The sequence below is a fragment of the Parapedobacter sp. genome, from assembly GCF_035556095.1.
Classification (GTDB): Bacteria; Bacteroidota; Bacteroidia; order Sphingobacteriales; family Sphingobacteriaceae; genus Parapedobacter.
Map to the genome: position 1 here is coordinate 23,979 of NZ_DATMFT010000018.1, position 25,853 is coordinate 49,831.

A 25,853-nucleotide genomic window follows, 5' to 3' on the forward strand; every position below is an offset into this window, starting at 1 on the left:
AGATAGCTATTTTTTATGCAAATTACCGATATTCGTCTACCATGAGAAAAATTATTACGCTGCTATGCGTTTTTACGGTATGCATATACACCAATGCGGCGCTATACGCACAACTCCCAACCCACGCAAGAATAAACCAGGCCGTCTTACTCAACAACCAAGCTCATGTGATTCCACTGCGGGACCTCGCCGAACGGCAAACGGCACTCATCACCCGCCTCGATGCGTCGCTATCCACCGCCTTTGGCGAACAAATTAGCCGCTACGCACCTGTAGACCGCTTTGCGATACCGGTGCAAGCCGATAGCTACCTACACCTCGATGAAAACATCAAGTTTTACAATACCATTATTGCCGTATTGTCCGCCGAAGACCTATCCGATCGCCGGCTCATGCAGTTTATCACCACACAAGCCGTAGGCAAAGAAGTCATACTCGCGGTTTTCGGCAATGGTACCGCCTTAAAAGAGCTGGACTTTCTCCGCTTCCCCATTTTATGGAGCCCCGAAAAAACCGAAGCATCGGCAGCCGATGCCGCAATGTCCCTTTTCGGTGGCCTTGCATGTACGGCAAAGTTGCCGCAATCGTTCTCACCGCGGTATACCATCGGCGCGGGTTACACCACTGCACAAACTCGATTGACCTATACCGATGCAGCGACGCTCGGTATCGACCAGGTACAACTGGAAACCGATATTGATCACATCATGAACGAAGCCATCCGCGAACGGGCTATTCCCGGAGGCGTGGTCATGGCCGTCAAAAGTGGCAAGGTGATCTTTGAAAAGTCATACGGATACCATACCTATGAGCAGGCGGAGCCAACGAAAATCTCCGATATTTTCGATATGGCCTCCATAACGAAAATTACGGCGACAACGCCTACCATCATGCGCCTTACCGAGCGTGGTATCGTCAACCTCGACAGCACCATGGGTCATTACCTCCTGCAGGCACAGGAAACCAACAAGAACGGCACCGTGTTGCGGGACGTCATGCTCCACGAGGCCGGCTTCATTCCGTATATTCCCTTTTACCGGAAACTCAAGCCGGGTGACCTCAGTACCGACTCTTCGGCAGCATACGCCGTAAAAGTCGCCGATGGATGCTACATCCGCACGCAGTATTATGAAGAGGTGATGTGGCCCATCATGCTACAGTCGAAACTCAATCCCACCAGAAAATATGTATATAGCGATATCAGCATGTACGTGATGAAGGAAGTGGCCGAACACCAAACGGGTATACCCATACAAGACTATATCCAGCAGGAATTTTATCGCCCGTTGGGCATGCAAACGGCCGGATACCTTCCCAGGCAGCGTTTCCCGAAAGCACGTATCGTACCCACAGAAGACGATAAAACTTTCCGGAAAACCTTGCTCCAGGGCTATGTGCACGACCAAGGTGCGGGTATGGCCGGTGGCATTGCCGGCCATGCGGGCCTCTTCGCCACGGCAAACGACTTGGCCATTTACGGGCAGCTGCTACTCAATCGGGGCGAATATGGGGGCGATCGGTATTTCAAACCGGAAACGGTAGACCTGTTCACGTCCAAGCAATCGGCAACAAGCAGACGGGGCTTAGGGTTCGACCGCGGCGACCCCGACACGAGCAAAGCATACCCGTCCAAGTTCGCATCGCCGGCTACATTCGGCCATACGGGCTATACGGGTACCTGCATATGGATAGACCCAGAGGAGCAACTGATTTATATCTTCCTTTCCAACCGCGTACATCCGGTGGTAAGCACCAAACTGTATGAGTTGAACGTCCGCAGCCGCATCCAAGATCGGATCTACGAAGCGGTCCGGAACAAATAAGTTCGCTATGAATAAAGCCGTGCTACTCATCGCCGTTGCCTGCTGCACAGGCAGACTACATGCGCAAGACACCCAACGCATCCATGCGTCAGCACTTGTTATAGACACACATAACGACGTCCTCTACCAGTCGGTCATGCGTGGCAAAGACATCGGCAAACGGATCAACACCGGCCACACCGACCTTCCGCGGATCAAAGAAGGGGGTATTGATGTCCAGGTTTTCGCTGTATGGTGCAATGAAAAGTATGGCAAAGGCACGGCGTTCGCTTACGCCAATAAGCAGATTGACGGCTTGATGCAGGTCATTCAAAATAATCCCGCAGAAATCGCCCTTGCAAAGACTACCACCGACATACGGATCATTACCGGACAAGGGAAGATTGCCGCAGTGATCGGTGTGGAGGGGGGCCACATGATCGAGGGTCGAATAGATTACCTGGATAGCTTATTTGCCCGTGGTGCACGTTACCTCACCCTTACCTGGAACAACAGCACGGAATGGGCGACCTCCGCCACGGATGAGAGCCGGAACGCCAAGAAACTCAAACATCAGGGCCTGACCGATTTTGGGCGCCTGGTTATCCGCAGGATGAATGAACTGGGCATGATGGTAGACCTCTCGCACGTGGGCAGGCAGACTTTTTTCGATGTGATAAAAACAACCAGCAAACCCGTGCTCGTGTCGCACAGCAACGCCTACGCGCTGATGGCGCATCCGCGCAATTTGCAGGACGATCAGATCAAAGCTGTCGCCGAAAACGGCGGCGTCATCTGCCTTAATTTCTATTCGGGTTTCCTGGATCCCATGCATTACACGAAAATCAATCGATTATATGACAAGTACGTCTCGGTCGATGACAGCGTAAAACGCTCAAGCGACGGTAAATTCCGCCGGCTACCCCCTGCCGCGAAAGAACAGCTCCGCCCGCCCCTGCCGTTGTTGCTTGACCACATCGATTATATGGTGAAGACCGCGGGCATAGACCACGTAGGCATCGGCAGCGATTTCGACGGGATATCCTCCACCCCCATCGGGCTCGATGATTGCAGCGATTTCCCCAACCTCACCGCGGGCCTGCTGCAACGGGGGTACACCGAATCCGAGGTCCGCAAAATCCTGGGCGAAAATGTGCTCCGTGTGATGGCGGCTCAAGTAAATTAACAATGGCTAAAACAAAGACATCCTTCTTCTGCCAAAACTGCGGATATGAATCGGCCAAGTGGCTCGGCAAGTGCCCCTCCTGCAATGAATGGAATACGTTTGTAGAGGAGGTGATTATACGCCCAAGCTCCCGGACACCCGATTGGCGTACCGCCCCGGACACCAAAAAGCAGTCGCGCAAGGCGGCCGTGATACATGAAATCGAGCAGGTGGCCGAAAACCGGCTGGTTACGCCCGATCGGGAATTGAACCGGGTATTGGGTGGCGGCATCGTCCGCGGATCCCTGGTGCTTATCGGTGGCGAACCGGGCATCGGCAAATCCACGCTCATGCTACAGCTCGCGCTCACCATGAACGCGAAGACCTTATATGTCTCGGGCGAGGAAAGCGAGCAGCAGCTCAAAATGCGGGCAGAACGGATTGCCCAGGCATCGCGGGCCAACTGCTACATCCTTACCGAAACGGTAACGGCAAACATCTTCGCCCAAGTCCAATCGGTCGCTCCCGACGTGATGATCGTCGACTCCATCCAAACGCTGCATTCGCCGCACGTCGACTCGGCACCTGGCAGCGTATCGCAGGTGCGCGAATGTACTGCCGAGCTTCTCCGCTTTGCCAAGGAAACCGATATACCGGTGTTCATTGTTGGCCACATCACCAAAGACGGTAGTATTGCCGGTCCCAAAGTGCTGGAACACATGGTAGACACCGTATTGCAGTTTGAGGGCGACCGCCACCACGCCTATCGCATCCTACGGGCGGTGAAAAACCGGTTCGGATCGGCCGCCGAGCTCGGCATATATGAAATGCAGGGCTCTGGCCTGCGCGAAGTGAGCAATCCTTCTGAGATTCTCCTTTCGCAGCGCGAAGACGGCACCAGCGGAACTGCTATAGCCGTGCTATTGGAAGGGCTACGGCCGATGTTGATTGAAGTACAGGCATTGGTAAGCAATTCGGCATACGGTACACCCCAACGTTCGTCTACGGGGTTCGATACCAGACGGATGAATATGTTGCTCGCCGTTCTCGAAAAGCGATTTGGCTTCCGGCTTAGCGCGCAGGATGTTTTCCTCAATATTGCAGGGGGTTTACGGGTAGAAGATCCCGCAATCGACCTGGCGGTCATCATGGCCATTATCTCTTCCCAGCAAGACATCGCCGTGCCCACTACGGTGGCCTTTGCCGGCGAAGTGGGCCTTTCCGGTGAAATACGGGCCGTAAACCGGATCGAGCAGCGGATAGCCGAAGCCGAAAAACTCGGATTCGAGACTATTTATCTTTCGAAATACAATACCAAAGGGTTGGAACGCAGTAAATACCAAATAGCCATCAAGCCCGTGGCGCGCGTAGAAGAGGTATTTCAGGCCGTGTTTGGGTAGTGGAGACTACCCCACTCCCTAGGCACACCGGCATTAAATCAATTTTTGGTGCGTTTTCCACCACAAATCCGGCATTTCGCCCGCAACGGCAGTCTGATAGTCCTCATAACGGCAAGGCACCAGGTGGTACCGCTCGTTGACCGACTTCGTGCCTGAGTAAGGCACCTGCATCCACCACCTGTCAGATTTCTTGCTCTTCACAAAGACCAATTCATAGGCGTCATTATGTACGCTTGTGCGGTAAGTAATGTAGGCCGACTTCGGCACGAGTGGTGCATCGTGTTTGCGGTTGTAGAACCCGTCGAGGAAATACCAGATCATCTGGGCCAAGAGCATCGCCGTTTGCCCGCGGCTGTCGAGCGCCGGGTTATACTCATAAAAACCAATGGACGTAAGCTTGTCGCTCATCCCCGCATACCGGCAAACCTGACAGGCTTCGTCACCGAACAGCCCGTTGGCCGATGCATGAGCACTACCGGGTGCGTCCGAATGCCTGATGGCGCTCATATCGAAGCTTAGCATATCGGCCGAACGGATAATGGGCTCCACCTGGCCCACTTGGCCGGCCATCATACCCAGCCGTACAGCGTTGAAATAGAGCTTATCATACATGGCAATGGACTCTTTGCTCACGAAGTAGGTCTGGTAAGCCAGGTTGGTCAGGTTAAAGAGGTAGTCCGGCTCGTGCAGGATGATGTGGTTGATATACGTCTGCGCGTTCAGGGGGGCGCTCTCCGTCTGCTCTTGATCAATGTCAAATCGCGAATCAACAATCGCCACGTCTACCCGTTGCTCCAGCTTCTCATACGCCAGGTACTGCGCATACGTGATGTCCTGCCCACCGCCGATGATGACGGGAACGATACCCGATTTGATCAGTTCCTCACAAACGGTTTTCACGGCGGCATAGGTATCGGTTACGGTCTCCCCTGCCCGGATGTTGCCGAGGTCGGCCAACCGTAACGTATAATCACCCTGATAGAGTCCATACAGGTAGTTCCGTACGGCGTCGGCGCCGTCGGCACACCCTTGGTTACCGTTGGCCATCCGGTCGTCCAGCACGCCAAACAACGCCAAATCCGGCTTCTCACCGTCCAGGTCTGGAAAATGCTGATCGAACAACCGCACGGACGCCCCGATCTGCGACCGGAAGAACCCCGTGTCGGGCGTGAAAGCCTTGGAGGAAACAGGTGAAAAGAAAACCGATAAGGACATGATAGTTGTTTGTTGTTTGGCAAACTTAGCTAAATTTGCCCATAAAAAGCAAATTTATCGATCTATGCACTGCCTTAAGAACGCTTTTTGTAGCGGAAATATCCATTTATTACCTTACTTTTGAACCCGACATGATTAACATAATCGTTAAGCGCACAGGGCTCCGCCAGTTGGCGGATTAATCATCAAAGGCTCCATCTGACAACTGAAGGTAAAAAGGAACAGATGAAAGCATTATTATCAAACTATGCTGAGACGGTGGTTTTAGTAACAGGCGGAACAGGTTTTCTTGGTTCGATACTCATCAAACGATTACTCGCTTCGGGTGTGGCGGTCCGGGCTACCAAACGGGCTAAGTCGATTATCCCAGAGGAACTCATCGACCTACCGGCACTTACCTGGGTAGATGCCGACATCAATGATTTCTTTGCGTTGAGCGATGCGTTTATTGGCATATCGAAGGTTTACCATTGTGCAGGCATGATATCGTACCATGTTGCGGACCGGCAACGGTTGATGACGGTGAACGTGGCCGGCACGGCCAATGTGGTCAACCTGGCTTTGCAACACCGCGCACGGCTGCTGCATGTCAGTTCCATCGCTGCGATTGGACAGCCAAAGCATAACGAAGAAGCAACCGAAGACGATCTGTGGGAATATTCATCCAGCCAGCCCGGCTACGCGGTGGCCAAGCACGAAGGTGAGATGGAGGTATGGCGGGGAATTGCCGAAGGGCTGGACGCCCTTATCGTAAACCCGGCACTCATCATTGGTCCATCGGCGCGGTCTGAAGGCAGCGACACCAGCGGAGCGATTTTCGCGATGCTTCGTAAAGGGCTCAATTTCTACCCCGACGGGTCCGTAGGCCTTATTGATGTGGAAGATACCGCCAAAGCGATGGTGCTGCTCATGGACAACCCCGCCATAATCGGGCAACGCTTCCTGCTGAGCAACGTAAACATGACATACCGGGAACTCCTGGCACGATGCAGCAACCATCTGGGTAGGCCTGCGCCCAAGCACCGGGCCAAACCGTGGATGCTGAGCATCGCCTGGCGCGCCGCTGGCCTGCTGGCCATGTTTACCGGCGAGCGCCCACTCATTACCCGCGAAACCGCCAAATCGGCCCGCCAGCGACTGCGTTTTTCAAACCGCAAGGTGGTCGCCGCCACCGGCATGGCATTTAAGCCGATAGATGACACGCTACGCGAAATTTGTACAACACTGAAATAACAACATACTTTGAACAACTATTACATCATTGATTTTGACAGCACCTTCACGCAGGTGGAGGCATTAGACGAATTGGCCCGTATTTCACTGGCAAACCACCCGGCCAAGGAGCTGGTATATGAAGAGATCGAGCGCCTTACCAACCTGTCAATGAATGGCCAACTGTCGTTCCGCGAAAGCCTTGCTGCGCGCGTTAAATTACTGGAAGCCAACCGTGAGCATCTCGCCAAATTAATCTGGGTACTGAAAAAGAAGGTCTCACGGTCTTTTTCACGGAACAAGGAATTCTTCAAGAAGAATGCAGATAGCGTTTTGATTGTTTCGGGCGGGTTCAAGGAATTTATCTTCCCCGTAGTCATTCCTTACCATATCAAGAAAGAAAATGTCTATGCCAACACGTTTACGTTTGATGAGGCCGGCAACATCACCGGATATGACGAGGGCAACCCGCTGTCTGAAGAAGGGGGCAAGGTAAAGCTCCTACAGCAACTGCAACTGCCCGGCAAAATCTACGGCATTGGTGATGGCTATTCCGACTTCCAGCTGAAAGAGTCTGGGCTGATCGAGCGTTTCTTCGCCTTTACCGAAAACATCGAACGGAAAAGCGTATCCGAAAAAGCGGACCACGTAACCCCCAGCTTTGATGAGTTCCTTTATGTAAACGACCTACCACGCGCCATATCATATCCCAAAAACCGCATCCTCTGCCTCATCGTGGGTGATGTGCCGGAGATTGCCGCACACATCCTAAAGCGGGATGGTTTTTCCATCCGTATCAAACCAACATTCGAAGAGAAATACGTCAAAGACGTTGGGATGTTGCTGCTGGGCAAGGATGTCACACTGGCTGATGAGCAGTTGACCAGGGCAGACAAACTCAAAACCATCGGCTACCTTGGCGACAGCAAGTACCGTGTAAACCGCGATATCTGCAATGAGAAGGGTATTGTGCTGTTTGACGATAAAAAAGATAAGAAGCGGAATGGGGAGTTCATTCCCCGCCGCATGGCTGATTTTATCAATAAAGGCGATACGTATCTCAGTCGCAATTTCCCCAATCTGCCCTTGCCCAAAATGGATAAAGCCCATCGGCTACTGCATATCCACCGCAACGTACCGGGTGTCATGGCGCAGATCAACCAGGTGTTCGCCGAAAACCGCATCAACATCGTTGCCCAGTTCCTGATGACCAAAGGCGATATCGGCTACGCGGTAACCGACGTGGATACGCAATACGATAAGCAATTGCTGCGGCAACTCCGGCAGATCGATAACACGATAAAATTCAGGGTGCTGTATTAAATGTCCATATTCGGGTAGGTGTAATGCACTGGTCCATGGCCACGTCGTGTGTAGAGACGTCGGCGATGGTTTCCACGGCTTCAAACAACGATAGCCCGATTTTCTTGGTTGTGGGGCGGCATTCCGCCAGAAACCGGTCGTAAAAGCCCTTACCGTAACCAACCCGGTGTCCGTATTCATCAAAGGCCAGCAAAGGTAAAAATACCGCGTCGATGTCGTGTGGACGCACTGCAATTCCCGCCTCGGGCTCGGGTATGCCCCAATGGTTGGGCACCAACCTGGTCTCGGCATCCCATACCAAATGGCTCATCCGGTGACTCGTCCGTTCGGTTTTGGGGAGTACCAGGCGCATGCCGGGATATTGTTGCCGCAACCAGTTGGCAATCGCATAAGTATCGGGTTCTTTGTTGCCGGCAATGGGGAGGAAAAGATGCACGGTGCAACTGGGATGTAAGACCAAAGACCCCATCTGCGCCACCAACCGCTCATTCAATTCCTGGAACTCCTCAGCCGAAAGGCCAACTCGCCTTTCGCGGTATACTTTGCGCAGTTCTTGCTTTGTCAATAAGTGCATTAGACGAATCGCTGTGGTATACCGGTTAATTGGCCGCGGATGTAGTATTATAATTGGCAACTCTCCGCCAGGTTTCCCGGAAAGGAATTTCACCTACCCCTTCAATGGAAATTGTCCCGTTTTCATTCAACCGGTAGGTAAGTCTATGCGCTTTCCCTTCCACTTGTTTAATTAACGCCCAATTTATGCGTTCTAAATAAACGCTATCGGATTGCACGGCAAACGTACCTTCCTGCACATAAGATGCTCCTTGGGGAAAGACCCGCATGAAGTGATAACTTCCATCGGTCCCGAAAATTTTATAGTTGCCCGGGTGCACTTTAACCATGGACCCCGCTATATTCGACACCTCCACCAATTCCCAAACGCCAACAAATAGGTCGGCAGGGTCTTCCTGGCTCCAAGAGAAAGAAAACGAACCTAAAAAGAGCAGGCATGTACAAACGATCGCCCGGATTCGACTGCGCATGGGGTAGTTTTTAATTGAGGCTTCCATTGATTGAAAATGACGTGTTATAAAAAAGTTATATTTGGTTATCCACATCCGCAAGGTAGTAAAATTTAATTAACGGAAAAAAAATCGGCCTTGAAGCGGAGAGCCCCAAGACCGACTAATCAACCTAAACCTAAAATTTAAAATATGTTATTTCACACGTTCCACATAACCACCGGAACGGGTGTCTATTTTCACTTTATCCCCCTGGTTGACAAAAAGCGGCACCTTGATCTCCACCCCCGTTTCAACGGTTGCACTTTTCAGTGCATTGGTTGAGGTGTCTCCTTTTACCGCGGGTTCCGTATACGTCACTTCCAGTTCCACCGTTGTCGGTGCCTGTGCCATAATCGGCTCTTCGCTCTCCATGGCCACCAGTACCTGCATACCTTCTTTCAAAAAACGTGCCGAGTCACCGAATAGCTGCTTGGGAATGTTGAATTGCTCGAATGAGTTATTGTCCATCACCACGAACATATCACCGTCTTCATAGAGGTATTGATAGTCGCTGGTTTCGACACGTGCAATCTCGACTTCTTCATCGGTACGGAAACGGTATTCTACGAGTTTTCCGGTCTTCACATTGCGCATCTTGGCTTGGTAGAATGCCCGCAAGTTGCCGGGGGTTCGATGGATATACTCTTCTACGGACACCAATTCACCATTGAACCGCAGGATATTACCACTTTTTACATCTGAAGCTTTGGCCATAATCTATCATATAATATGGCGCAAACTTAGACAAAGTTGCTTCGAATTACAAACGATAATCGCGCAAAACGAAAAAACAACGGTACGCGCGTTCAGACTTCCATGAGGAACTCGGTCAAGTTTTTATTGGGGGTCAGGTTCAGTTTCTTCCGTAGCCGATACCGCCTAATCTCCACCCCGCGCGTGGTAATATTGAGCAGCGAGGCAATCTCCTTGCTGCTCATGTTCATGCGCAGGTAAGCGCAAAGCTTCATGTCGTTGGGCACCAGCTCCGGATAGTCTGCTTTGAGCTTTTTGAAGAAGTTCTCGTGCGCTTCGTTGAAACTCTTCTCGAAAACGTGCCAGTCGCGCTCATCGCTCCGCGCATCCTCTATGATTTTGTTGATTTTACGGAGCTGTTCGTTCGATAGTTTCCGCCCCTCATTGTCGTGCAGTTGCAGCAGTTCGTCGTGCACATTGTCCAATAGTTCATTCTTGTAGACAATACTCATGGTCGTGTTGGCCAGTTGGCGGTTTTTGCTAGCCAGCTCCCGTTCCAACTGCTCGTTCTTCAGCTTCACCAGTCGTTGTTCATTTTCCTCGGCTTCCTTCGCCAGCAATTCGCGTTGCTTCTTGGCCATATTAGCCTGTATAAGCTCCCGGTGTTTTCTGATTTTCCGCCGATACCAGCCACGACCGGCTATCAGCACAGCCACGAAAAGCAGGATATACAACACCCAAGCACCCCATGATAGCCACCAAGGAGGCATAATGGTAAACCGTAATTCGGCGATATCCGATACGGTGCCATCTGCCGTCCTTGCCCGCACCTTAAATGTATAGCTTCCGCGTTTCAGGTTGGTAAACTCCTTCTGGGCAGCCTCGCTCCATTCCGACCAGGTACGCGAATAGCCTTCGAGGTAAAACTGGTACTGCACCGGTATAGCGCTATACCAGGGCAAGGCATAGCTGATGCGGATATTATTATGCCGATTGGGTATCTCCGGGTTCGTGCCTATGGTATACCACCTGTCTAAAAGACTATCGGTGATGTTATTCATCGCCCGAATGAGCGGCGAAGGGAGGTCTTGCTTTTTGGCTGCGGCGGTATCAGTGGCTTGATAGATGGCAAAGCCATCGTCGAGGCTGATTAGGTAGAACTCATTCCCCACCCGGTTGATGCTTTCATAAAATTTCATCATCCGTCCGTTGAGGGTTGCAAAGCGGGTAGAGTCTACCTGTACGTCCCCTTTTGGGCCGAAATAAACCAACGCGATACGCGCGCGGTTGATAAACCAGTACCGATTACTATCGGCATGGATAATTTGATTTGAAAACGCGAACGAGCCAAGCTGTCCGTTCAACTGATCGTACGGATAGAACTTGTCCGTGATTTCGTCATGGCGGTAAAAACCGCTGTCGGTAGCAAAAACCGGGCTACCCGCCAGCTCCAGCACATTGACGAACGTACTCGGTGGCAATCCGCTGATGGTATCATACACCTGGATGTCGTCGACCTGCGTTAACCCTTCATCCAGGGTAAGGTGGCGCAATCCCTTGTAGCCGCTTGCCCACACCTCGGTGGCCGATACCGGCACGATAAACTGGGTAGGATCGTTGTACCCGCCCAAGCGGTTCGAAAACTGCCATCCCTGAGCCGTGCGGTCAAAAACGGCCAACCCGGTATACGTACCCTGCAGCAGCGTATTCGGCCGTCCGGCCGCCCGCCGCAGTGTCCAGCCACCGGTAACGGGCGATAGTTTCACGATCTGATTGCCCGACACGTTAAATGTGCCATCGTTATGGCCACATAAAAGCTCGCCATCCACCACGGTGAGGTCCCATACTTGGCCCTGCGAGCCCGCCACCAAGGAAAAGGAAAATGGGTGGTAACCATCACTAGCCGCCCAAGGACTGTAAAACAACCCCTGGTTGGTACCGAGGTAAATGTTGCCCTGGAAAATACGCGCTGCATACACAGTGCCAATGCTGCCGGTATTGTCCGCATAATAATACAATGGCGCGTTGATTTCGATCCGGTCTACCCCATTGTCGAGCCCTACCCAGATGTTCCGCTGGTGGTCCAAGTGCATACCAAGCACGGTATTGTTCTGCAGGCCATTCCCCTTGTGAACATGCTGTACGATATGGCCGGACTCATCAATCACGACCACCCCCTGTAGGATGGTGCCGAACGCGTAGTAGTGGTCTTGCACCTTCAGTCCGTTATTGAGCTGCGCAGCCCGCAGCACCCCTTCGCCTGCATTATCCCACTTGCGGATGGTCGCCGTACTATCCATGAGATACAATCCCGATTTGGAGGTACCTATCAGTACATCGTCGGTACCAAACGGCAGCATGGTCAGGATATTTGCTCCGTGCAACACATCCTTATCTTTAAGCGGCACCAGTTTATCGCCGGTCAGCTCATGGAGGCCGGAAGGGATCAACTCGATAAAGATACGGTTGCGCACCTGGTGCAGGAAAAGAAAAGGTTGGCCACCGCCCCGTATGGGGTGTAGGCTGTTATCTTCATAGCTATATATCGTAGAAAACGTTTGGAAGAGTACACGATCACCGTCTACGATGATCTTCCACACCTCGTCGCGCGCCCGTTGCTCTTTGTCGAGCAATTGACTGATCGATTGATAGCGCATCTGCTCGTAGCCCGCATCCTCCCAATAACCAAACTCGCCCAGGCCACCGGTGTAGATACGGCCCGTACTGTCTACCGCAACGCTCCGAACCGTGCTCTTATTAGGCAGCGGGTGCAGCGTCCAATACTGGCCGTCAAACACCAGCAGTCCATCCGCGTTGGCGACATACATGATGCCATTTTTGCCTGTGGCTACTGCCCAATTCTGGTTACCCGCTTTGTAGTCCGACTTCGTATACTGCTGCACCAAGGGGGAGCCGATGCGTTGGATTTCCTGCGCCTGGCCAACGGTTCCGAAGGCGAGGCACGTACCTATAAAAATGGCCGCCAGTATCGGTCTAGTCATGTCCTTCAGGCACGTGTTCATATACAAACATAAGGAATTCGAATGTGAGAAAAAAGCCCGGGTTGAGTATCCACTTCATCGGTTCGAGAAAGGACACCGCCAGGGCAAACTTTTGGCAGTGATTGGCAGCAATCGGCACAGATTACTGCCAATCGCTGCCATTCCTTCGACAGTTGTTCGACAGTTGTTCGAGTCGCCTTCGACTGCGCTTCGACAATCGTTCGGGGATCCTTCGAGAAAGGTTCGACACGCCTTCGACAAACCTTCGGCAGGCGTTCGGCAACCGGCCGAACACGAGTCGAACAGCACCCGAAGCAGGGCGGGACAACGGTATAGCCCATCCCGGACCCATTCCGATCGGCAATCAGATCCGGCCGCGGCGCTTACTCTCCATGCGCCCTTTCTCCAGATCGCGCCGGTAGAAAAAATCCGGGCCTTCCCACTTGCGGGGCGTCAGCTTGCCTTGGGCTACCTTGCGGTAATACATTTGTGGGCTGATACCCAGGTAATCGATGACATCGGGCAAGAAGAGTTTAGCCTCTTCGGGAGGAAAAGTTCGACGGATAAAGGCAATGATTTCAGGCAGGTTCTTGGCCAGTTGTTCCAACAGGCCGCTTTCATCCAGCTTAATAAAACAATTCCGGATTTCGGCCGTCTACGCACGCAGGCTATTCAAAACGCACCACGGTGAAACAATCGGCAGCTACATCACGCGGCAGAAACTGGAACTGGCGGTTCAACTGCTGCAGGAAGGCGACCGACCCGGCAGGGTGGCCCGGTATCTCGGCTGGACACCTGCTTATTTCAGCCGGGCCTATAAGGCACGGTTCGGGGCACCGGCAAAAAGCATATCTTATAAGTTATTAAGATCGGGATAAAGACTGGAAAACATGATTGTTGCTGACTCCATAAGTAGGTCTGGATTAACATTGTTGTTATTTACAATCATGTAGGTACTACTCAGTATCAAATAAATCAAGAATTCTCATATCAGATAAGTCAAAGGTACCCCGCCGGCCTGCCCTACCTTTGCTTTCATGAAGCAGGTAACATATACTAGATATAACAAGGGGAGCACCGATTCCCATACTGCATTTCCCCAGCACCACGCTCTTATCGAGGCGGCGATATGTACTGATGTATACCGCCTCGGGCCTGCGCTACCCTTCGAAGCGATCACCCGATTCGTGCATGATTGTAGGTTTGCGGTATTTCGGCGTAGGGCCGTGCTAGCTAAATTTCCGGGAATCGTTCGCGAATACCGATTTCCCCCAACCAGTTCAGGGGGAACGAAAGTGAGTCCGGCCGATGACCCGAGTAACTAATAGTCACTTTTTTAAATTTAAACGGTAAGCATTTCCGAAATAATAAATGCCTATAACGTTATGACGTTAATTAAGAATAAGCGATTACGCATCGCTGCGTTAACGATGATGAGCATTGGTGTTTTGAGTCTCATAGGTGGCAATTTGCTTTTTGCCATACCCGACAAACCAACACCAGAGCAGAAAGTTCTAAATCAGACTTGGCACTTTACTGGTTCTACGGAGCTGGAAGCAATCAATCCTGATTTTTATGAACAAGGACCGAGCCCCGAATGTGAGGATGGCGCCGAAACGATTTGCGAGATTACAAAGTAGAGCCGATTTAATTAGCGCGGAAGCCAACGAGAATTACCTAACCTATGATTGATGACAGATATCATATTGAGGTTGACGAAAAAAATACGGTGTATGAGTTTGTGAGCATCGGCTCTAAAGGGAATGTACACAAAATCGTCAAGTATTCGGAAACCAATCTTAAAAACTTATATAACTTGGGCTTCGGGGATAAAGATCAAGATACCAGTGAGGTGAACGATTTAGTGGTCACGAATAATGGTGATAGTCAGAAAGTCTTGTCAACAGTCGCCGCCACTGTCTATCATTTTACCGACAAGTACCCCGATGCCTCCATCATTGCTGCGGGTAGCACCAAAGCCAGAACACGGCTCTACCAGATGGGTATATCGAACAACCTAGAGGCGATTGAAAAAGACTTTGCGGTATATGGCTTGAAGGCTAAAAGATGGGAATCCTTTAACAAAAAAGCAAGCTACGAAGCATTTCTTGTAAAGCGGAAAAAAACGTAACTTTGTAATTATGAGCATGCCAAAGAAAAATAAGGTAGCGGATAAAAAGAGAAAGGTTGATTTTACCACCAACAAAAGCCTGAACAAATACCGCAAAATAGATTTGTTCAAGGACAAAGTCGATAAGACCAACCACATCCTGAAAACAGTGGGATTGCCGAAAGAGTGGTAATTGCCACCATTGTTTCGTGCAACCCAAGACCTTTGGTTTAAACCCAAGCCAACTTTTCGATTTCTTCTACGGAGATGGACCACGGCCGGTGGTGGGAAAGTGAGTTGTGACTGTTAATTAATACAAAAAACTAAACCGGATGTTTATAGCTTACTTTGATGAATCGGGAGATGACGGCTATCCGGTCTATTCGTCAGAATTGTTTGTACTGTCGTGCCTATATATGCATGAAACCCACTGGAAAGACAATTATAATGCGATTGTCGGGTTCAGAAAATTTCTTAAAGAAAAATACGGTTTCCCGATAAAGGAAGAGTTCTACAGCAAAGAGTTTGCAACAGACAAAAACCCTTACTATGGAAAATATGGGGTACAAATTAGAAAGAATATCCTTTTTGACCATTGCTCGTTTATGGCAACACTCAATATAAGGTGTGTATCTGTGGTGATCGACAAAAAGAATATTAATCGACCGACGTTCCTGTTGGATTTGGATGTTGGGCGCAAACTAGTTACCTTTATCAAAACCAATGTGACTTGGGCCTGAAGTAATCTGATGTTTTGGTTTTTGGAATGCCCTGAGTTAAACCGTTATGATTAATATTTTGCACAACGAAATACCCGAAGCCTGCTAAACATGGAGGTAACCACAGAACGGATTTATACGGATAAGGAATTGGCACTGGCCTCATTTCTGGGTGGGCCATTGGCCATCGGATATCTTATAGCCGAGAACTACAAAGCCTTCAGGCAGCATGACAAATTGCGCATAACATGGGTAGCCACTATATTATCTGCAGTGGTCATATTTGGAAGCCACTTTGTGATACCTGCACTAGAAAAGATCCCGAACTCTCTCATCCCACTCATATATACGACAATCGCATATGCACTGGTAAACCGATTCCAAGGCGGACGCATTGCGGCCCATATCGATGCTGGCGGGAAAGTGTATAGCTGGAAGCGGACGATAGGCGTTGGGCTGGTTAGCCTGGTGATCAGCTTGGTTGTATTGTTTGGTACCGTATTACTTATAGGTATCATAACAAACGCTAACGTGACGTCAAAGACGTATGGCTCCATGCAACATGAGGTCAGCTTTGATAAAGCGAATATACCGGAGAATGAGGTTGATCGCATCGCATACAGCTTGCGGTTAGCTGGGTTCTTGGACGACGAGGTGACAAAATACGTTTACGTAAAAAAAGTGGACAACGACATCGAGCTCTATATCTCCGTAGTGGATGGAATAGCCGCCAATAACACGGCACTTCACTCATATCGGTTGCTATTGAAAAACGTGCAAGAGCGCCATCCGGATACCCGTATTTATCTTAACCTAGTGGTGAAGCGACTGGACAATGTGGTAAAAAGAATGACTATGGGCGACTAAATACCTACTATTCGGTATTTTAACCCGCGGTTTACTGCACTATCTTTGGGCCATGATGATCAGATTTTCACTGCTGGCCCTGTCCGCGTTATTCCTGGCTGGTTGCGGTCCGCAACGCGGCGGCAGCCAGAACGATCGCAGCCAACCACACGCGGTTACGGAAGACACGGTTGTGCCGGCCGATAGTTCGGCTGCGACCGAAACGACAGCGGAAGCTTTCGCAGCGTTTTGGGTACCATTCAAGGCGGCAGTGCTGGCGGATGATCGCCAGCAGGTGGCTGAGCTGGTAGCCTTCCCGTTCGAAGATTACTATAACGATATCTATGATCCAAGCCAGTCGTTGACCTGTGCATCGGCGGAGCAATTCGTGGAGCACTATGACGATATTATCGACAAACATACCATTGCTGCCGTCGCCGCAGACCGGTTCAGGGGCCATGATGCACAGCACGGCGAATTCGGCGACATCATCGGCCCCGACGATTTTCTGCTGATGACCCATAACCCCGAACGGCCCAAGGACCTGGTGTTCCACCGGGGGAAGGAGGGATTCCGGCTAGTCGCCATCCAGTATTATGAATGAGCAATTTTCCAACGACAATCATATTATTTATAAACGCTTAACAAACACAAAATGAAAAGATCCATGATCTGGATGGCCTTCGCCCTCCTCTTTACATTCAATTCCTGCCAGAAAGACCCGAAAGAAGAACCTGGTACAATTTCCGATCCGGAAGCGCTTTCGCCAGCTGAAGTGCAAATCCTGGACAACATTCCGGAAGCTACCGACTTCAGCGCCACGACGGTAGTACTGCCCAACGGCGAAATCCTCGCAGATTACCTCAACGAGGTGGACCGGCCGTTCGGGGAAAAATGGATGGGTGCCGAAACCAATGCCTACAATGACCTAGGGCCTCAGGATGCACGCAACTTATTGATTGCGCGGTTGGCGGCGGTTGCACTTAACCTCACCGACCGCAGCAAGCACCAGTTCGCTGCCGAGGGTGACGGAAAGCCTGCCCAGAACGGGCTGGCCTACTCGTGGGGATCAAAAGACCACACCAAGCGGCAAGTGCCTCCAGGAGGTGGAACGGCCTGCGAGGAGGCAATCTATGGACTCGACTGTTCGGGATTCATTTACCAGCTCTTCACCGAGGCCGGGGTGCCGATCGTAAAGGGGCCTGCCAATACGCAACGCCAGCCAGACGTCTTGCAGAAAGCAATCAAATCGGCCATTTCCTCGCTCGATAAGGTGAAGGTGGAAGATCTGGGCGCCATCCCCACGGCCAATTTCGAAGCTGGCGACATTATTTACTGGACCAACAGCAGTGGCGTGGCCACCCACATCGGCGTCATCCTTAAAAACAGCGATGGCAAACTGGCTGTCTTCCAATCGAACGGGGCCGCCGGTGCGAACGCCGAAGACTGCGCCAAAAACCGAGGGGAAACCCGCGGGGTAAGGCGCTTGCAACTGAATGATCCGTATTGGTTCGGCCAAAGCAAACCGTACGCCATTACGCGCATCAATGCGGAAATCAGTGGTAATTGGTCCCTCTTCCTGCGGTGCAACGACCAGGAAGCTGATGCTATTATGCTTACGCTAGAGTTCCCGACTTCGGACGATGCTATCTTCGAAGTGACTGGAACAGGCGTTGACTACGATGGATCGCAACTGGCGGTTTCGGCCGAAATGCAATACAACAATGCCACCAACGTGTTGAGCGGTACCACTTATATCACATCTGCAGAAAAGGATTTCTATCGGTACGACAGCTTCAGCGTGAAGCTAGACCGCGATGAAACTTCTTACTTTGCGATGGCCCTTGGCGAAAATGAAAATGCCGGGTGCGACGCCGAAGGCAGGCTGCGGAACAATGAGTAGACCTGCATTCCGCACAAGAGAGCAGGATTTTCCCTTACCGGGAAAATCCTGCTTATCGGAAGCTCGAAAACGTAAAATCATTGCTGGGTCTGAAATCGTGCGACTATTTAAAACTAAATGTAGCGCCGGTTGTTGCTATTACGACAAACAAAAAATAATGCAAATTCATCGTTAAACAAAATTTACACAAATGAAGACGATTAAAATGCTTTTCGCAATTTTGGCCGCAACCGTTTTTCTGGCTGCATGTAACAACACTGGAAACAACCAACAGCAAGACACGGACACAACGTATGTGGAGCCGGTACCGCCAGCCAATGATACGTTGATGAACGACACCATGTAGCGGCTACAAGCTTGTAGTTAACCCCTTATGCGCTGTTGCTCGGCTTCGGCACCCGAACGGTGCTCGCGTGTTTTGATTTCGCGGCCGAAACGGAAACCGACAGAGAACGTCACCACGCGCGAATCCAGATTGAACCGCTGTTGCATCACTACCCCGTCTACTACAGAACGTGGACTGTAATCCATGGTGCGGAACAAATCGGTAGCTGCGAGTTTGAACGTTAACCGATCGTGTACCAGTTTCTTCATCAAACCGGCTGCTACCGTACCATATGCATTGAGCTCCAGCACGCCGTCTACACTCGGTGTATGGTATTCTCCAAGCACTTCTGCATCCCATCCACGGCCGAATGAGAACGTATTGATGGAATTGAATGTGGCAGACCACTGTGTGTTGTCTATTGCCTCACCATTGAAGGTTCCGTGGTACCGGTTGTTGTAGCCATTTACGTTATTGATACTGGTCCAGAACGTTGCAGGTTTGAAAGAGGCGTTGACATTGATACCCATATTCTGAAAACCATCGATATTGTGTATGCTGCGTATCGTGACATTCTGCTCGGGAAGCTGGGTGAGTACGCTGGTCATCACATCGTTTACATAGGTATAATATGCCGATATACTAAATATCCCGCCGAACACGGTATTCAGCTCGAAGGCGTGAGCCAACTCGGGCTGCAGATAGGGGTTGCCCTCCCAAAACACAAATGCATCGACGTAATAGCGGAACGGATTGAGGTCGTCATAGTCCGGACGCTGGATGCGCCGGCTATAGGAAAGCTGGATGGTACGCTGGTCACTGGGTTTGTACGCCAGCGAAAAGCTGGGGAATAGTTGGGTATATTTCCGTTGGGTAGCCTCACCGCTCGTTAATTGGTGGCCAACCGTACGGGTGTGTTCTATCCGCAACCCGGCCAATAAATTCCAACGCTCCCGCTCCATGTTGTAGTTGATATAGCCTGCATGGATCTGCTCCTCGTATCTGAAATGGTTGCTCGTTCCTGCATCTGGAATCCACGCATCGTTGCGCAGTGTATCATTCAATGCGTTGTTATCGGCGTCAATCCAGCTGCTTTTCCATCCGGCTTCGAGCTTCATTGTATTTCCTAATTGGTGAACGTAGTCCGCCTTGCCAACGAGCACATCTGTGACGGACGGCGTTTTTCCGCGCCTTTGTGAAACAAATACGGGCTGAAAAGGCGTAGGCCTAAAATCAGACACGAGAAACTGGTCAGCCGAATAGTCGGCGTAGGTATAGCCTACATCGGCGGAAAGCTCATCCCCTTTGTCGCCGATCTTATGCAGTATGCTAAGATTGACACCCTGTGTATTCCAACTGCTGGTATGCTGGTTGTCGGTGCGGGCATCCGACACCGGGCGGCCGTCGCTGAAAGCAATGTTGTTGTATCCGGTACTGAGGTTGTCGTATGTGCCGAAACTGCCTGTCCACAGAGCGCCCAGTGTCAACCCGTCATTGAGGTCGTAATCCAAACCAAGTTTTGCGTTGTGTGTAGTCAAGGGTTCATCGGTGGCCGAGTATTGTTCGGAGACCTTGTTTGAATCCGGATGGGTAGGGTGGTTAAACTGCCGGGTAAACGACCGGTACTCGCGCTCACCCCGGTAGCCATAATTGTAGCTGGTGATGGCGTTGAACCGGTCGTGACGGGCGTTAAGGCTCAATCCGCCGCCATATCGCTCTTTGCGCCCGGCGGCTGCGAATGTATGCGCGGTACCATTGACACCGATGCGATTTTCACGCTTCATCACCAGGTTAATAAGCCCTGCATTTCCCGCGGCATCGAATTTCGCAGACGGATTGGTGATGAGTTCGATGCTTTTGATAGACGATGACTGGGTGCCCTTCAACAGTACGGCCAATTCCTTATCAGAAAGGTGGGAAAGCTTACCGTTGATTAACACACCAACGCCCGTTTTGCCGCGCATGCTGATGTTGCCATCGTCGTCTACCCGGACACCCGGCGCGCGCTGTAGGATCTCCAAGGCGGTCATCCCATCAGACAGCATACTGTTTTCGACATTAACGACCATGCGGTCGCTGCGTTGCTCCACCAAGCGGTGCTGGCGGTTGATGACCACTTCGCCGAGCAAGAGATCTTCCACTTCGAGGCGCAAAACACCCAAATCATGTACACCAGCTGCTACCGGTGTAGTAGGTCCCTTATATGTTTTATACCCTAAAAATGAAACCCGAAACACATAGGTAGCTGGCTTGACCAGTATTTCAAAATGGCCGTGCTCATCCGTTGTGGTTGTTGTAGCGACTGTACTGTCCGGTAGGCTCAACACTTCAACCGTTGCGAGTGGCACCCCCCGCCCGGTCTCGTCAGCGATGGTGCCACCTACGGTGGATTGTCCATAAAGCGCATACCCTATAGGGCAAAAAAAGAATAGAACTGACAACAATGTCTTCATTCGCATGATTTGCTTTAAATATTGGCTAAGTAAACCAATGGTCGCGAAGCCGGCAAGCATATTATTTATACTGATTCTAAACAGCTGCAAAAATATTTCTTATTATTGCATTTTAATTACGAATACGGACAAAAAACATTGCCGATTTTGGACACATCCACAAACGAAAAATCCATCGTTACACTGGCCGACTACAACAACGGCTCCACGTACGACAGGGACACACATGTGCTGTACGTTAACGAAATTGCCGAATTGAACATCAAAGAAAAGCAAATGAAGTTTGACGGTATTGAGGCCATTTATCGCGAAATTGATATTCACAAACCGACTTTTCTTCGTGTTATTCATCCAGAAGGGGCCCTTAAGCTCCAATTTGAGGTGGAAGGGCATTCCGAGTTCGTTCCCAAGATAAATACCCCATCATCTATCGAGGTGCTGATTCCCGGCAGTCATTATAATGGTATTTACATGCCCTACATCCGTGGGCAGCTTTACTATCCACGCTCGCGTAAATGCTTGGATGTGATGATGACATTGGATTATCTCAGGGGGTTACTTGGCCAGCAGGAAGGTATTATGGTGTATTTTATCTCTGGTGTAAGCAGTCGATCGCCGTGCTTGCTACACGAACGGGCGCAGGGCATTACGGCGGCCATGCTACGTTGCATCAACGAAATCATCCGTTCGACGGTTTCCGAACGGCTGCAATCGGTTTATATTCAAAATAAACTAGCCGAACTCATCTTGTTGGTGGCCGATGATGTGAGTAGGAAATCCGAACGGCAACTTACCCGTTTATCCAGCAATTTAGATGATACCAGCACCATCGCTAGACTTAAGGAATGGATTGATCAGCACGTTACGGAGCCGGTTACCTTACCTCAACTGTCAACCAGGGCGGGCCTCAGTCCGACCAAGCTAAAAACAACATTTAAAGCGAATGTGGGCCTACCGGTTATGACTTATGTGCGGCAACAGAAACTTCAATACGCCTATCGGATGCTTGCCTCACGACGATACACAGTTTCCGAAGTCGCTTCGTTGATCAACTACCAGCACGTACAGCATTTTACAACCGCATTCAAAAATAAATACGGCGAACTTCCCAGCGATGTTTTAAAAAGGCTGCTTTAAAAGGAAAGCGAGCAGGAAGAACCACAGCGGGAACCGATAAAGCCGTCGGCAGTAGGAACTATTTCCTTTCCAACGCTACGTAGTCGGCCATCACCGCCAAGCTCTCCTCTTGGATAAAATCGAGCCCTTCATCCACGGCGGTAGCCGCACCACCGAGCGGTAGATTTATCTGCAACTGCTGCAGCGCCTCAGTCCGTCCTTTTCTTTTCAAACGGCTCTCTTCACGTTCCTTTTTGAGCCGTTCTTCCACAAGGGTAACACTGGTTTCGGTTTCCTGTTTCCTCATCGTCTCGATGTCCTCCAATAAAAACCCGAAAGCAGGGGAATCATTCATGCGTGTTTGGTGTTTCGTCGCCAATTGACTAATCACCGGGCTCAAATCGGCAACCGGTGCGAAATCAGTAGCCGAAATCCGGTCCCACGGCAAGGCAGACGGCTCCGAACTTTCACCATATTTATCAGCGGCATACATCGACGGGAACACGATATCCGGCTCTACGCCCTTATGCTGGGTACTACTACCGGTAATCCGATAAAACTTGGCCAGCGTAATATTAATCTGACCGAATTGGGGCGCTCCGGCCGGTAATCCGTCCGCATCACTGGTCCGCGCCTTAAGTAGCAGACGGTCGGTCGGGCTGATTACGCGGCTCATGTCAATGGCCGATTGCACCGTTCCCTTACCATATGATTGCGAGCCCAATACAATCCCACGGCCATAATCTTGTATGGCAGCGGCAAATATCTCAGATGCAGAAGCACTGAACCGATTAATGATCACGCCCAAAGGACCATCCCAGGCCACCCCTTCCTCACGATCGCTATTCACTTCGATACGGTCGCGCGTGTCGCGCACCTGCACCACCGGGCCATTGTCGATAAATAGCCCCGTCAATTCAATGGACTCCTGTAGCGAACCACCTCCATTAAATCGTAGGTCCATTACCACCGCATCCACATTTTCCTGTTTGAGCGAATCGAGCAGCAGCCGTACATCACGGGTGGTGCTTTTATAGTTCGGGTCGTTCCTACGATATGCATCGAAATCTATATAGAATTTAGGTAGACTGATAATGCCCACACGATAGGTGTTCCCGTCATCGCCCACCACTTCTTTAATCTCACGCTTGGCAGACTCGTCTTCGATAACCACTCGGTCGCGTGTGAGGGACACGATTTTCGGCTCGGCAGTGAGCTCCTGGCCTGCAGGAATCACTTTCAACCGTACCACCGTGCCCTTGGGGCCTTTGATTTTCGTGACAGCATGGTCTAGCTTCCAGCCAATAATATCTTCAAACTCACCATCTTCTCCCTGTGCAACGCCAATAATGCGGTCGTCGATCTGCAGCGCCTTCTCGCGATACACCGGACCACCCACGATAACATCCGCCACTTTTACCACTTCATTTTCGATGGTTAACCGTGCTCCAATACCTTCAAACGTGTTAGCCATCTCCTCGTTAAACCGTTGTGCAAAGTACGGGTTAAAGTAGCTAGTATGCGGGTCAATAGCATCAGTTAATGCCGCCATGATGACCTGAAAAGCCTCGTTGTTATCAGTTTTTTTAGCCATCGAAATCAGGTTTTTATAGCGGTTGGTCAGCGTTTCCTGTTGCTTGGCCGCTGTCGAATCGCTACCATCCCCGCTGATACGAAGGTTAAGCAAATCGTACTTAACGCGCTTGCGCCACTGTTCGTCCGCCTCGGCCTCCGATGCAAACCAGTTTGCATCTTCCCTATTGTAAACATACACTTCGTCGACCGAAAAGTCGTGCGCTGTTGCTACCTGCCCAATGGCATAATCCAATCGCCCTAGGTAGCGCTCCAGGTATACATTAAATATATGGTACGCCGCACTGAGGTCCCCTTCGCGGAAATCCTGGGCTAATGTATTCCGATACTGCTCAAATTCATCGATATCCGATTGCAGGAGGTAATTCTTGCCTTGGTCTACCGATTTAATTAAATTATCGAAAATGATAGACGAAATGGAATCGTTGAAAGGCACTTTTTTATAGCTCACCGATTCAAATAATCCCACCACATCCTTTGCAATCACTGCATGCTGAGCTGTAGGCTGCAAAGCACCTACCTCCGCGTCCAAATTGACCCGCGGCTTCGACCCGCAAGCCGCTATGGCCACCACAAACAACGCAAAAAAAACTTTCTTCAACATATTCTCCATACTGGTAATTCTATCCCCTTTTCCTGATTGTGGCTAGCCACAATCCCACATTACTAAAGTTGCTAAATGTAACTAAAAATCCAATTATCTTTATTACCTAATTGTCATCTGATGTGTTTGACTTCGGTTTGTTACAAGTATACGCTTTCCTCTTAATCAATTGTCGAGTGGCGTTACGCCCTTGAACAATATATTCTTCAGCATGTCATACTGATTGAGGGCAAGTGCGGCACCGTCATAGTCGCCTGCCTCATGGTATAGGTTGCCAAGCGCATCTTGTATGGCCAATTGCATACCAATCCGGTGGTCTTTTTTGGCCAGGTCGCTGGCCACTTTATACTCTTCGATAGCCACCCGTGGGTTCCCCGCATATTTCTTTGTTTCCGCAAGGTTGAACATGATTTCGGGTAGCTGATCGCTGATGCCCTCGCGGTCGACAATCGTCTTGGCCTGCACCAAAAACCATTGTGCTTCGGGGTATCTATGTTGAAGTGTATAGATGGTCGCCAATGTGCTATATGCCGAAGCCCGGCCTGCCTCATCCCGTACCCGGCGAAACAGGGGCACGACTTTCCGGATGATGTCGCGCTCGGCTTCGTTCCACACACCCTTCTTGGCTTTGATCAATGCCAGTTCCATTAACGCGTTCGCCTGATCTCGATTATCACGACTTTGTACCGCCCGCTCATACAACTGCTCCCGCAACGTATAGGCCTTATCCAATTGCCCCAGGTATTCATAAGCCACGGCGAGGTTATGCGTAATGGTTCCCCAATCTGCCATGTTGTTTACCGCTTGCTTGGCCCGTATGGCCTTTTCAAAAAACTCCACGGCAAAATTGACTGTCCCGACAGCAACGTATTCCATGGCTAATCGGTTCTGAATATCGGCCAACGCATTGAGGTTATTGCTTGCCACATTGTAATCGACCGCCATCAGCAACCTACCTTCTACACTGGCCACCTGTGATTCGCCAATGGGAACGTATTTCGCTGCTACATCACCATTGCCGGTCATTTCCAATCGGTGATAGTATTGCATCCGCTGTACGTATTCATCAACCAATGCAGAATCCACTTCTTTCTCCTCGTACCGGTCGTCCAATAACTCTGCCTCCGTTTTTGGTGGCGGAAGGAAATAAACCTCCGGACCTATCCCCGAAAACGTACTGTCATATTTGGTTATGACGCCTGAAAAATCGACAGTTTCTTGGGCAAAGACACCTGTAAAAATACCCCATAAAAAGAAGCCAAAGCATGCCGAAAAGCGCCACAGCGGCTGTGTTACCTTCATATATCC

At 50.6% G+C, this 25,853-nt stretch carries 25 protein-coding genes; 16 read left to right on the forward strand and 9 right to left on the reverse strand.

Annotation, left to right across the window (positions count from 1 at the left end; translation table 11 throughout):
* Positions 1-41 precede the first annotated feature (41 nt).
* The 3 genes from VNQ80_RS08510 to radA are packed head-to-tail and all read left to right on the forward strand — an operon-like array spanning position 42 to position 4,367.
* Positions 42-1,823, forward strand: coding sequence for a serine hydrolase domain-containing protein (locus VNQ80_RS08510; protein ID WP_325637464.1), 1,782 nt, complete (start codon positions 42-44; stop codon positions 1,821-1,823).
* A gap of 7 nt (positions 1,824-1,830) precedes the next feature.
* The gene (locus tag VNQ80_RS08515) at positions 1,831-2,988 is read left to right on the forward strand and encodes a dipeptidase (RefSeq protein ID WP_325637466.1); all 1,158 of its coding nucleotides are present in this window, start codon (positions 1,831-1,833) and stop codon (positions 2,986-2,988) included.
* A 2-nt stretch (positions 2,989-2,990) separates the two neighbouring features.
* Complete coding sequence (radA, locus tag VNQ80_RS08520; protein ID WP_325637468.1) at positions 2,991-4,367, forward strand: DNA repair protein RadA; 1,377 nt, start codon at positions 2,991-2,993, stop codon at positions 4,365-4,367.
* Between the two features lie 33 nt (positions 4,368-4,400).
* Here radA and VNQ80_RS08525 read toward each other — a convergent pair whose 3' ends face one another.
* Positions 4,401-5,582: a formimidoylglutamase gene (locus VNQ80_RS08525; protein WP_325637470.1), complete on the reverse strand. Its 1,182-nt coding sequence runs from the start codon at positions 5,580-5,582 to the stop codon at positions 4,401-4,403.
* Positions 5,583-5,807: 225 nt separating this feature from the next.
* Between VNQ80_RS08525 and VNQ80_RS08530 the strand changes: the two genes are divergently transcribed.
* Together VNQ80_RS08530 and VNQ80_RS08535 are read left to right on the forward strand one after the other, a co-directional pair.
* Entirely contained in the window at positions 5,808-6,815 is a 1,008-nt protein-coding gene (locus VNQ80_RS08530) for an NAD-dependent epimerase/dehydratase family protein (RefSeq protein ID WP_325637472.1), read from the forward strand.
* Positions 6,816-6,824: 9 nt separating this feature from the next.
* The gene (locus VNQ80_RS08535; protein WP_325637474.1) at positions 6,825-8,117 is read left to right on the forward strand and encodes an HAD-IB family phosphatase; all 1,293 of its coding nucleotides are present in this window, start codon (positions 6,825-6,827) and stop codon (positions 8,115-8,117) included.
* Here VNQ80_RS08535 and VNQ80_RS08540 read toward each other — a convergent pair.
* The 5 genes from VNQ80_RS08540 to VNQ80_RS08560 form a co-directional block, all read right to left on the reverse strand.
* On the reverse strand, positions 8,101-8,691 hold the full coding sequence (locus VNQ80_RS08540; protein ID WP_325637475.1) for a 5-formyltetrahydrofolate cyclo-ligase: 591 nt from the start codon (positions 8,689-8,691) through the stop codon (positions 8,101-8,103). The two genes, VNQ80_RS08535 and VNQ80_RS08540, sit on opposite strands and share 17 nt — an antisense overlap.
* 25 nt (positions 8,692-8,716) lie before the next feature.
* A complete protein-coding gene (locus VNQ80_RS08545) occupies positions 8,717-9,160 on the reverse strand; it encodes a DUF4488 domain-containing protein (protein ID WP_325637476.1) in 444 nt (147 codons plus the stop codon).
* Between the two features lie 174 nt (positions 9,161-9,334).
* Positions 9,335-9,895: an elongation factor P gene (gene efp, locus VNQ80_RS08550; RefSeq protein WP_325637477.1), complete on the reverse strand. Its 561-nt coding sequence runs from the start codon at positions 9,893-9,895 to the stop codon at positions 9,335-9,337.
* A gap of 92 nt (positions 9,896-9,987) precedes the next feature.
* Complete coding sequence (locus VNQ80_RS08555) at positions 9,988-12,876, reverse strand: triple tyrosine motif-containing protein (RefSeq protein WP_325637479.1); 2,889 nt, start codon at positions 12,874-12,876, stop codon at positions 9,988-9,990.
* Positions 12,877-13,240: 364 nt separating this feature from the next.
* Positions 13,241-13,483: a hypothetical protein gene (locus VNQ80_RS08560; protein WP_325637481.1), complete on the reverse strand. Its 243-nt coding sequence runs from the start codon at positions 13,481-13,483 to the stop codon at positions 13,241-13,243.
* On the opposite strand from VNQ80_RS08560, the gene VNQ80_RS08565 reads away from it, so the two are divergent.
* The 10 genes from VNQ80_RS08565 to VNQ80_RS08610 all read left to right on the forward strand — a co-directional run bounded on the left by VNQ80_RS08565 (position 13,449) and on the right by VNQ80_RS08610 (position 18,800).
* Positions 13,449-13,754 (forward strand): helix-turn-helix domain-containing protein, encoded by a 306-nt coding sequence (locus VNQ80_RS08565; RefSeq protein ID WP_325637483.1) that lies wholly within the window; start codon positions 13,449-13,451, stop codon positions 13,752-13,754. The genes VNQ80_RS08560 and VNQ80_RS08565 overlap by 35 nt on opposite strands.
* Before the next feature lie 159 nt (positions 13,755-13,913).
* Positions 13,914-14,201, forward strand: a complete 288-nt coding sequence (locus tag VNQ80_RS08570; RefSeq protein WP_325637485.1) for a hypothetical protein — start codon at positions 13,914-13,916, stop codon at positions 14,199-14,201.
* Positions 14,202-14,261: 60 nt separating this feature from the next.
* Positions 14,262-14,516, forward strand: coding sequence for a hypothetical protein (locus VNQ80_RS08575; protein WP_325637487.1), 255 nt, complete (start codon positions 14,262-14,264; stop codon positions 14,514-14,516).
* A 44-nt stretch (positions 14,517-14,560) separates the two neighbouring features.
* Complete coding sequence (locus VNQ80_RS08580; protein ID WP_325637489.1) at positions 14,561-15,007, forward strand: DUF6934 family protein; 447 nt, start codon at positions 14,561-14,563, stop codon at positions 15,005-15,007.
* 16 nt (positions 15,008-15,023) lie between these two features.
* A complete protein-coding gene (locus VNQ80_RS08585; protein ID WP_325637491.1) occupies positions 15,024-15,179 on the forward strand; it encodes a hypothetical protein in 156 nt (51 codons plus the stop codon).
* Positions 15,180-15,318: 139 nt separating this feature from the next.
* Complete coding sequence (locus VNQ80_RS08590; RefSeq protein WP_325637493.1) at positions 15,319-15,726, forward strand: DUF3800 domain-containing protein; 408 nt, start codon at positions 15,319-15,321, stop codon at positions 15,724-15,726.
* A 90-nt stretch (positions 15,727-15,816) separates the two neighbouring features.
* Positions 15,817-16,572 (forward strand): hypothetical protein, encoded by a 756-nt coding sequence (locus tag VNQ80_RS08595; RefSeq protein WP_325637495.1) that lies wholly within the window; start codon positions 15,817-15,819, stop codon positions 16,570-16,572.
* A 52-nt stretch (positions 16,573-16,624) separates the two neighbouring features.
* Positions 16,625-17,155 (forward strand): hypothetical protein, encoded by a 531-nt coding sequence (locus VNQ80_RS08600; protein ID WP_325637497.1) that lies wholly within the window; start codon positions 16,625-16,627, stop codon positions 17,153-17,155.
* A 51-nt stretch (positions 17,156-17,206) separates the two neighbouring features.
* Positions 17,207-18,454: an NlpC/P60 family protein gene (locus VNQ80_RS08605; RefSeq protein WP_325637499.1), complete on the forward strand. Its 1,248-nt coding sequence runs from the start codon at positions 17,207-17,209 to the stop codon at positions 18,452-18,454.
* 190 nt (positions 18,455-18,644) lie between these two features.
* Complete coding sequence (locus VNQ80_RS08610) at positions 18,645-18,800, forward strand: hypothetical protein (protein ID WP_325637501.1); 156 nt, start codon at positions 18,645-18,647, stop codon at positions 18,798-18,800.
* Between the two features lie 17 nt (positions 18,801-18,817).
* On the opposite strand, the gene VNQ80_RS08615 is transcribed toward VNQ80_RS08610, so the two are convergent.
* Complete coding sequence (locus VNQ80_RS08615; RefSeq protein WP_325637503.1) at positions 18,818-21,232, reverse strand: outer membrane beta-barrel family protein; 2,415 nt, start codon at positions 21,230-21,232, stop codon at positions 18,818-18,820.
* 147 nt (positions 21,233-21,379) lie between these two features.
* Here VNQ80_RS08615 and VNQ80_RS08620 point away from each other — a divergent pair, with 147 nt between their 5' ends.
* Positions 21,380-22,369 carry an AraC family transcriptional regulator gene (locus VNQ80_RS08620; protein WP_325637505.1) on the forward strand — a complete coding sequence of 330 codons (990 nt, stop codon included), beginning with the start codon at positions 21,380-21,382 and terminating at the stop codon, positions 22,367-22,369.
* A gap of 58 nt (positions 22,370-22,427) precedes the next feature.
* Here the strand turns inward: VNQ80_RS08620 and VNQ80_RS08625 are convergent, their stop codons facing one another.
* Together VNQ80_RS08625 and VNQ80_RS08630 are read right to left on the reverse strand one after the other, a co-directional pair.
* Positions 22,428-24,545: a carboxy terminal-processing peptidase gene (locus tag VNQ80_RS08625; protein ID WP_325637507.1), complete on the reverse strand. Its 2,118-nt coding sequence runs from the start codon at positions 24,543-24,545 to the stop codon at positions 22,428-22,430.
* A gap of 165 nt (positions 24,546-24,710) precedes the next feature.
* Positions 24,711-25,847, reverse strand: coding sequence for a tetratricopeptide repeat protein (locus tag VNQ80_RS08630; RefSeq protein ID WP_325637509.1), 1,137 nt, complete (start codon positions 25,845-25,847; stop codon positions 24,711-24,713).
* Positions 25,848-25,853 lie beyond the last annotated feature (6 nt).

What these genes read in the sequence shown, in the direction of transcription:
- VNQ80_RS08610 (WP_325637501.1), top strand. Translation starts at nt 18,645, where the DNA reads ATGAAGACGATTAAAATGCTTTTCGCAATTTTGGCCGCAACCGTTTTT.
- radA (WP_325637468.1), top strand. Translation starts at nt 2,991, where the DNA reads ATGGCTAAAACAAAGACATCCTTCTTCTGCCAAAACTGCGGATATGAA.
- VNQ80_RS08565 (WP_325637483.1), top strand. Translation starts at nt 13,449, where the DNA reads ATGATTTCAGGCAGGTTCTTGGCCAGTTGTTCCAACAGGCCGCTTTCA.
- VNQ80_RS08510 (WP_325637464.1), top strand. Translation starts at nt 42, where the DNA reads ATGAGAAAAATTATTACGCTGCTATGCGTTTTTACGGTATGCATATAC.
- VNQ80_RS08590 (WP_325637493.1), top strand. Translation starts at nt 15,319, where the DNA reads ATGTTTATAGCTTACTTTGATGAATCGGGAGATGACGGCTATCCGGTC.
- VNQ80_RS08540 (WP_325637475.1), bottom strand. Translation starts at nt 8,691, where the DNA reads ATGCACTTATTGACAAAGCAAGAACTGCGCAAAGTATACCGCGAAAGG.
- VNQ80_RS08615 (WP_325637503.1), bottom strand. Translation starts at nt 21,232, where the DNA reads ATGAAGACATTGTTGTCAGTTCTATTCTTTTTTTGCCCTATAGGGTAT.
- VNQ80_RS08570 (WP_325637485.1), top strand. Translation starts at nt 13,914, where the DNA reads ATGAAGCAGGTAACATATACTAGATATAACAAGGGGAGCACCGATTCC.
- VNQ80_RS08580 (WP_325637489.1), top strand. Translation starts at nt 14,561, where the DNA reads ATGATTGATGACAGATATCATATTGAGGTTGACGAAAAAAATACGGTG.
- VNQ80_RS08530 (WP_325637472.1), top strand. Translation starts at nt 5,808, where the DNA reads ATGAAAGCATTATTATCAAACTATGCTGAGACGGTGGTTTTAGTAACA.
- efp (WP_325637477.1), bottom strand. Translation starts at nt 9,895, where the DNA reads ATGGCCAAAGCTTCAGATGTAAAAAGTGGTAATATCCTGCGGTTCAAT.
- VNQ80_RS08555 (WP_325637479.1), bottom strand. Translation starts at nt 12,876, where the DNA reads ATGACTAGACCGATACTGGCGGCCATTTTTATAGGTACGTGCCTCGCC.
- VNQ80_RS08515 (WP_325637466.1), top strand. Translation starts at nt 1,831, where the DNA reads ATGAATAAAGCCGTGCTACTCATCGCCGTTGCCTGCTGCACAGGCAGA.
- VNQ80_RS08595 (WP_325637495.1), top strand. Translation starts at nt 15,817, where the DNA reads ATGGAGGTAACCACAGAACGGATTTATACGGATAAGGAATTGGCACTG.
- VNQ80_RS08625 (WP_325637507.1), bottom strand. Translation starts at nt 24,545, where the DNA reads ATGTTGAAGAAAGTTTTTTTTGCGTTGTTTGTGGTGGCCATAGCGGCT.
- VNQ80_RS08545 (WP_325637476.1), bottom strand. Translation starts at nt 9,160, where the DNA reads ATGCGCAGTCGAATCCGGGCGATCGTTTGTACATGCCTGCTCTTTTTA.
- VNQ80_RS08525 (WP_325637470.1), bottom strand. Translation starts at nt 5,582, where the DNA reads ATGTCCTTATCGGTTTTCTTTTCACCTGTTTCCTCCAAGGCTTTCACG.
- VNQ80_RS08575 (WP_325637487.1), top strand. Translation starts at nt 14,262, where the DNA reads ATGACGTTAATTAAGAATAAGCGATTACGCATCGCTGCGTTAACGATG.
- VNQ80_RS08585 (WP_325637491.1), top strand. Translation starts at nt 15,024, where the DNA reads ATGCCAAAGAAAAATAAGGTAGCGGATAAAAAGAGAAAGGTTGATTTT.
- VNQ80_RS08630 (WP_325637509.1), bottom strand. Translation starts at nt 25,847, where the DNA reads ATGAAGGTAACACAGCCGCTGTGGCGCTTTTCGGCATGCTTTGGCTTC.
- VNQ80_RS08600 (WP_325637497.1), top strand. Translation starts at nt 16,625, where the DNA reads ATGATGATCAGATTTTCACTGCTGGCCCTGTCCGCGTTATTCCTGGCT.
- VNQ80_RS08605 (WP_325637499.1), top strand. Translation starts at nt 17,207, where the DNA reads ATGAAAAGATCCATGATCTGGATGGCCTTCGCCCTCCTCTTTACATTC.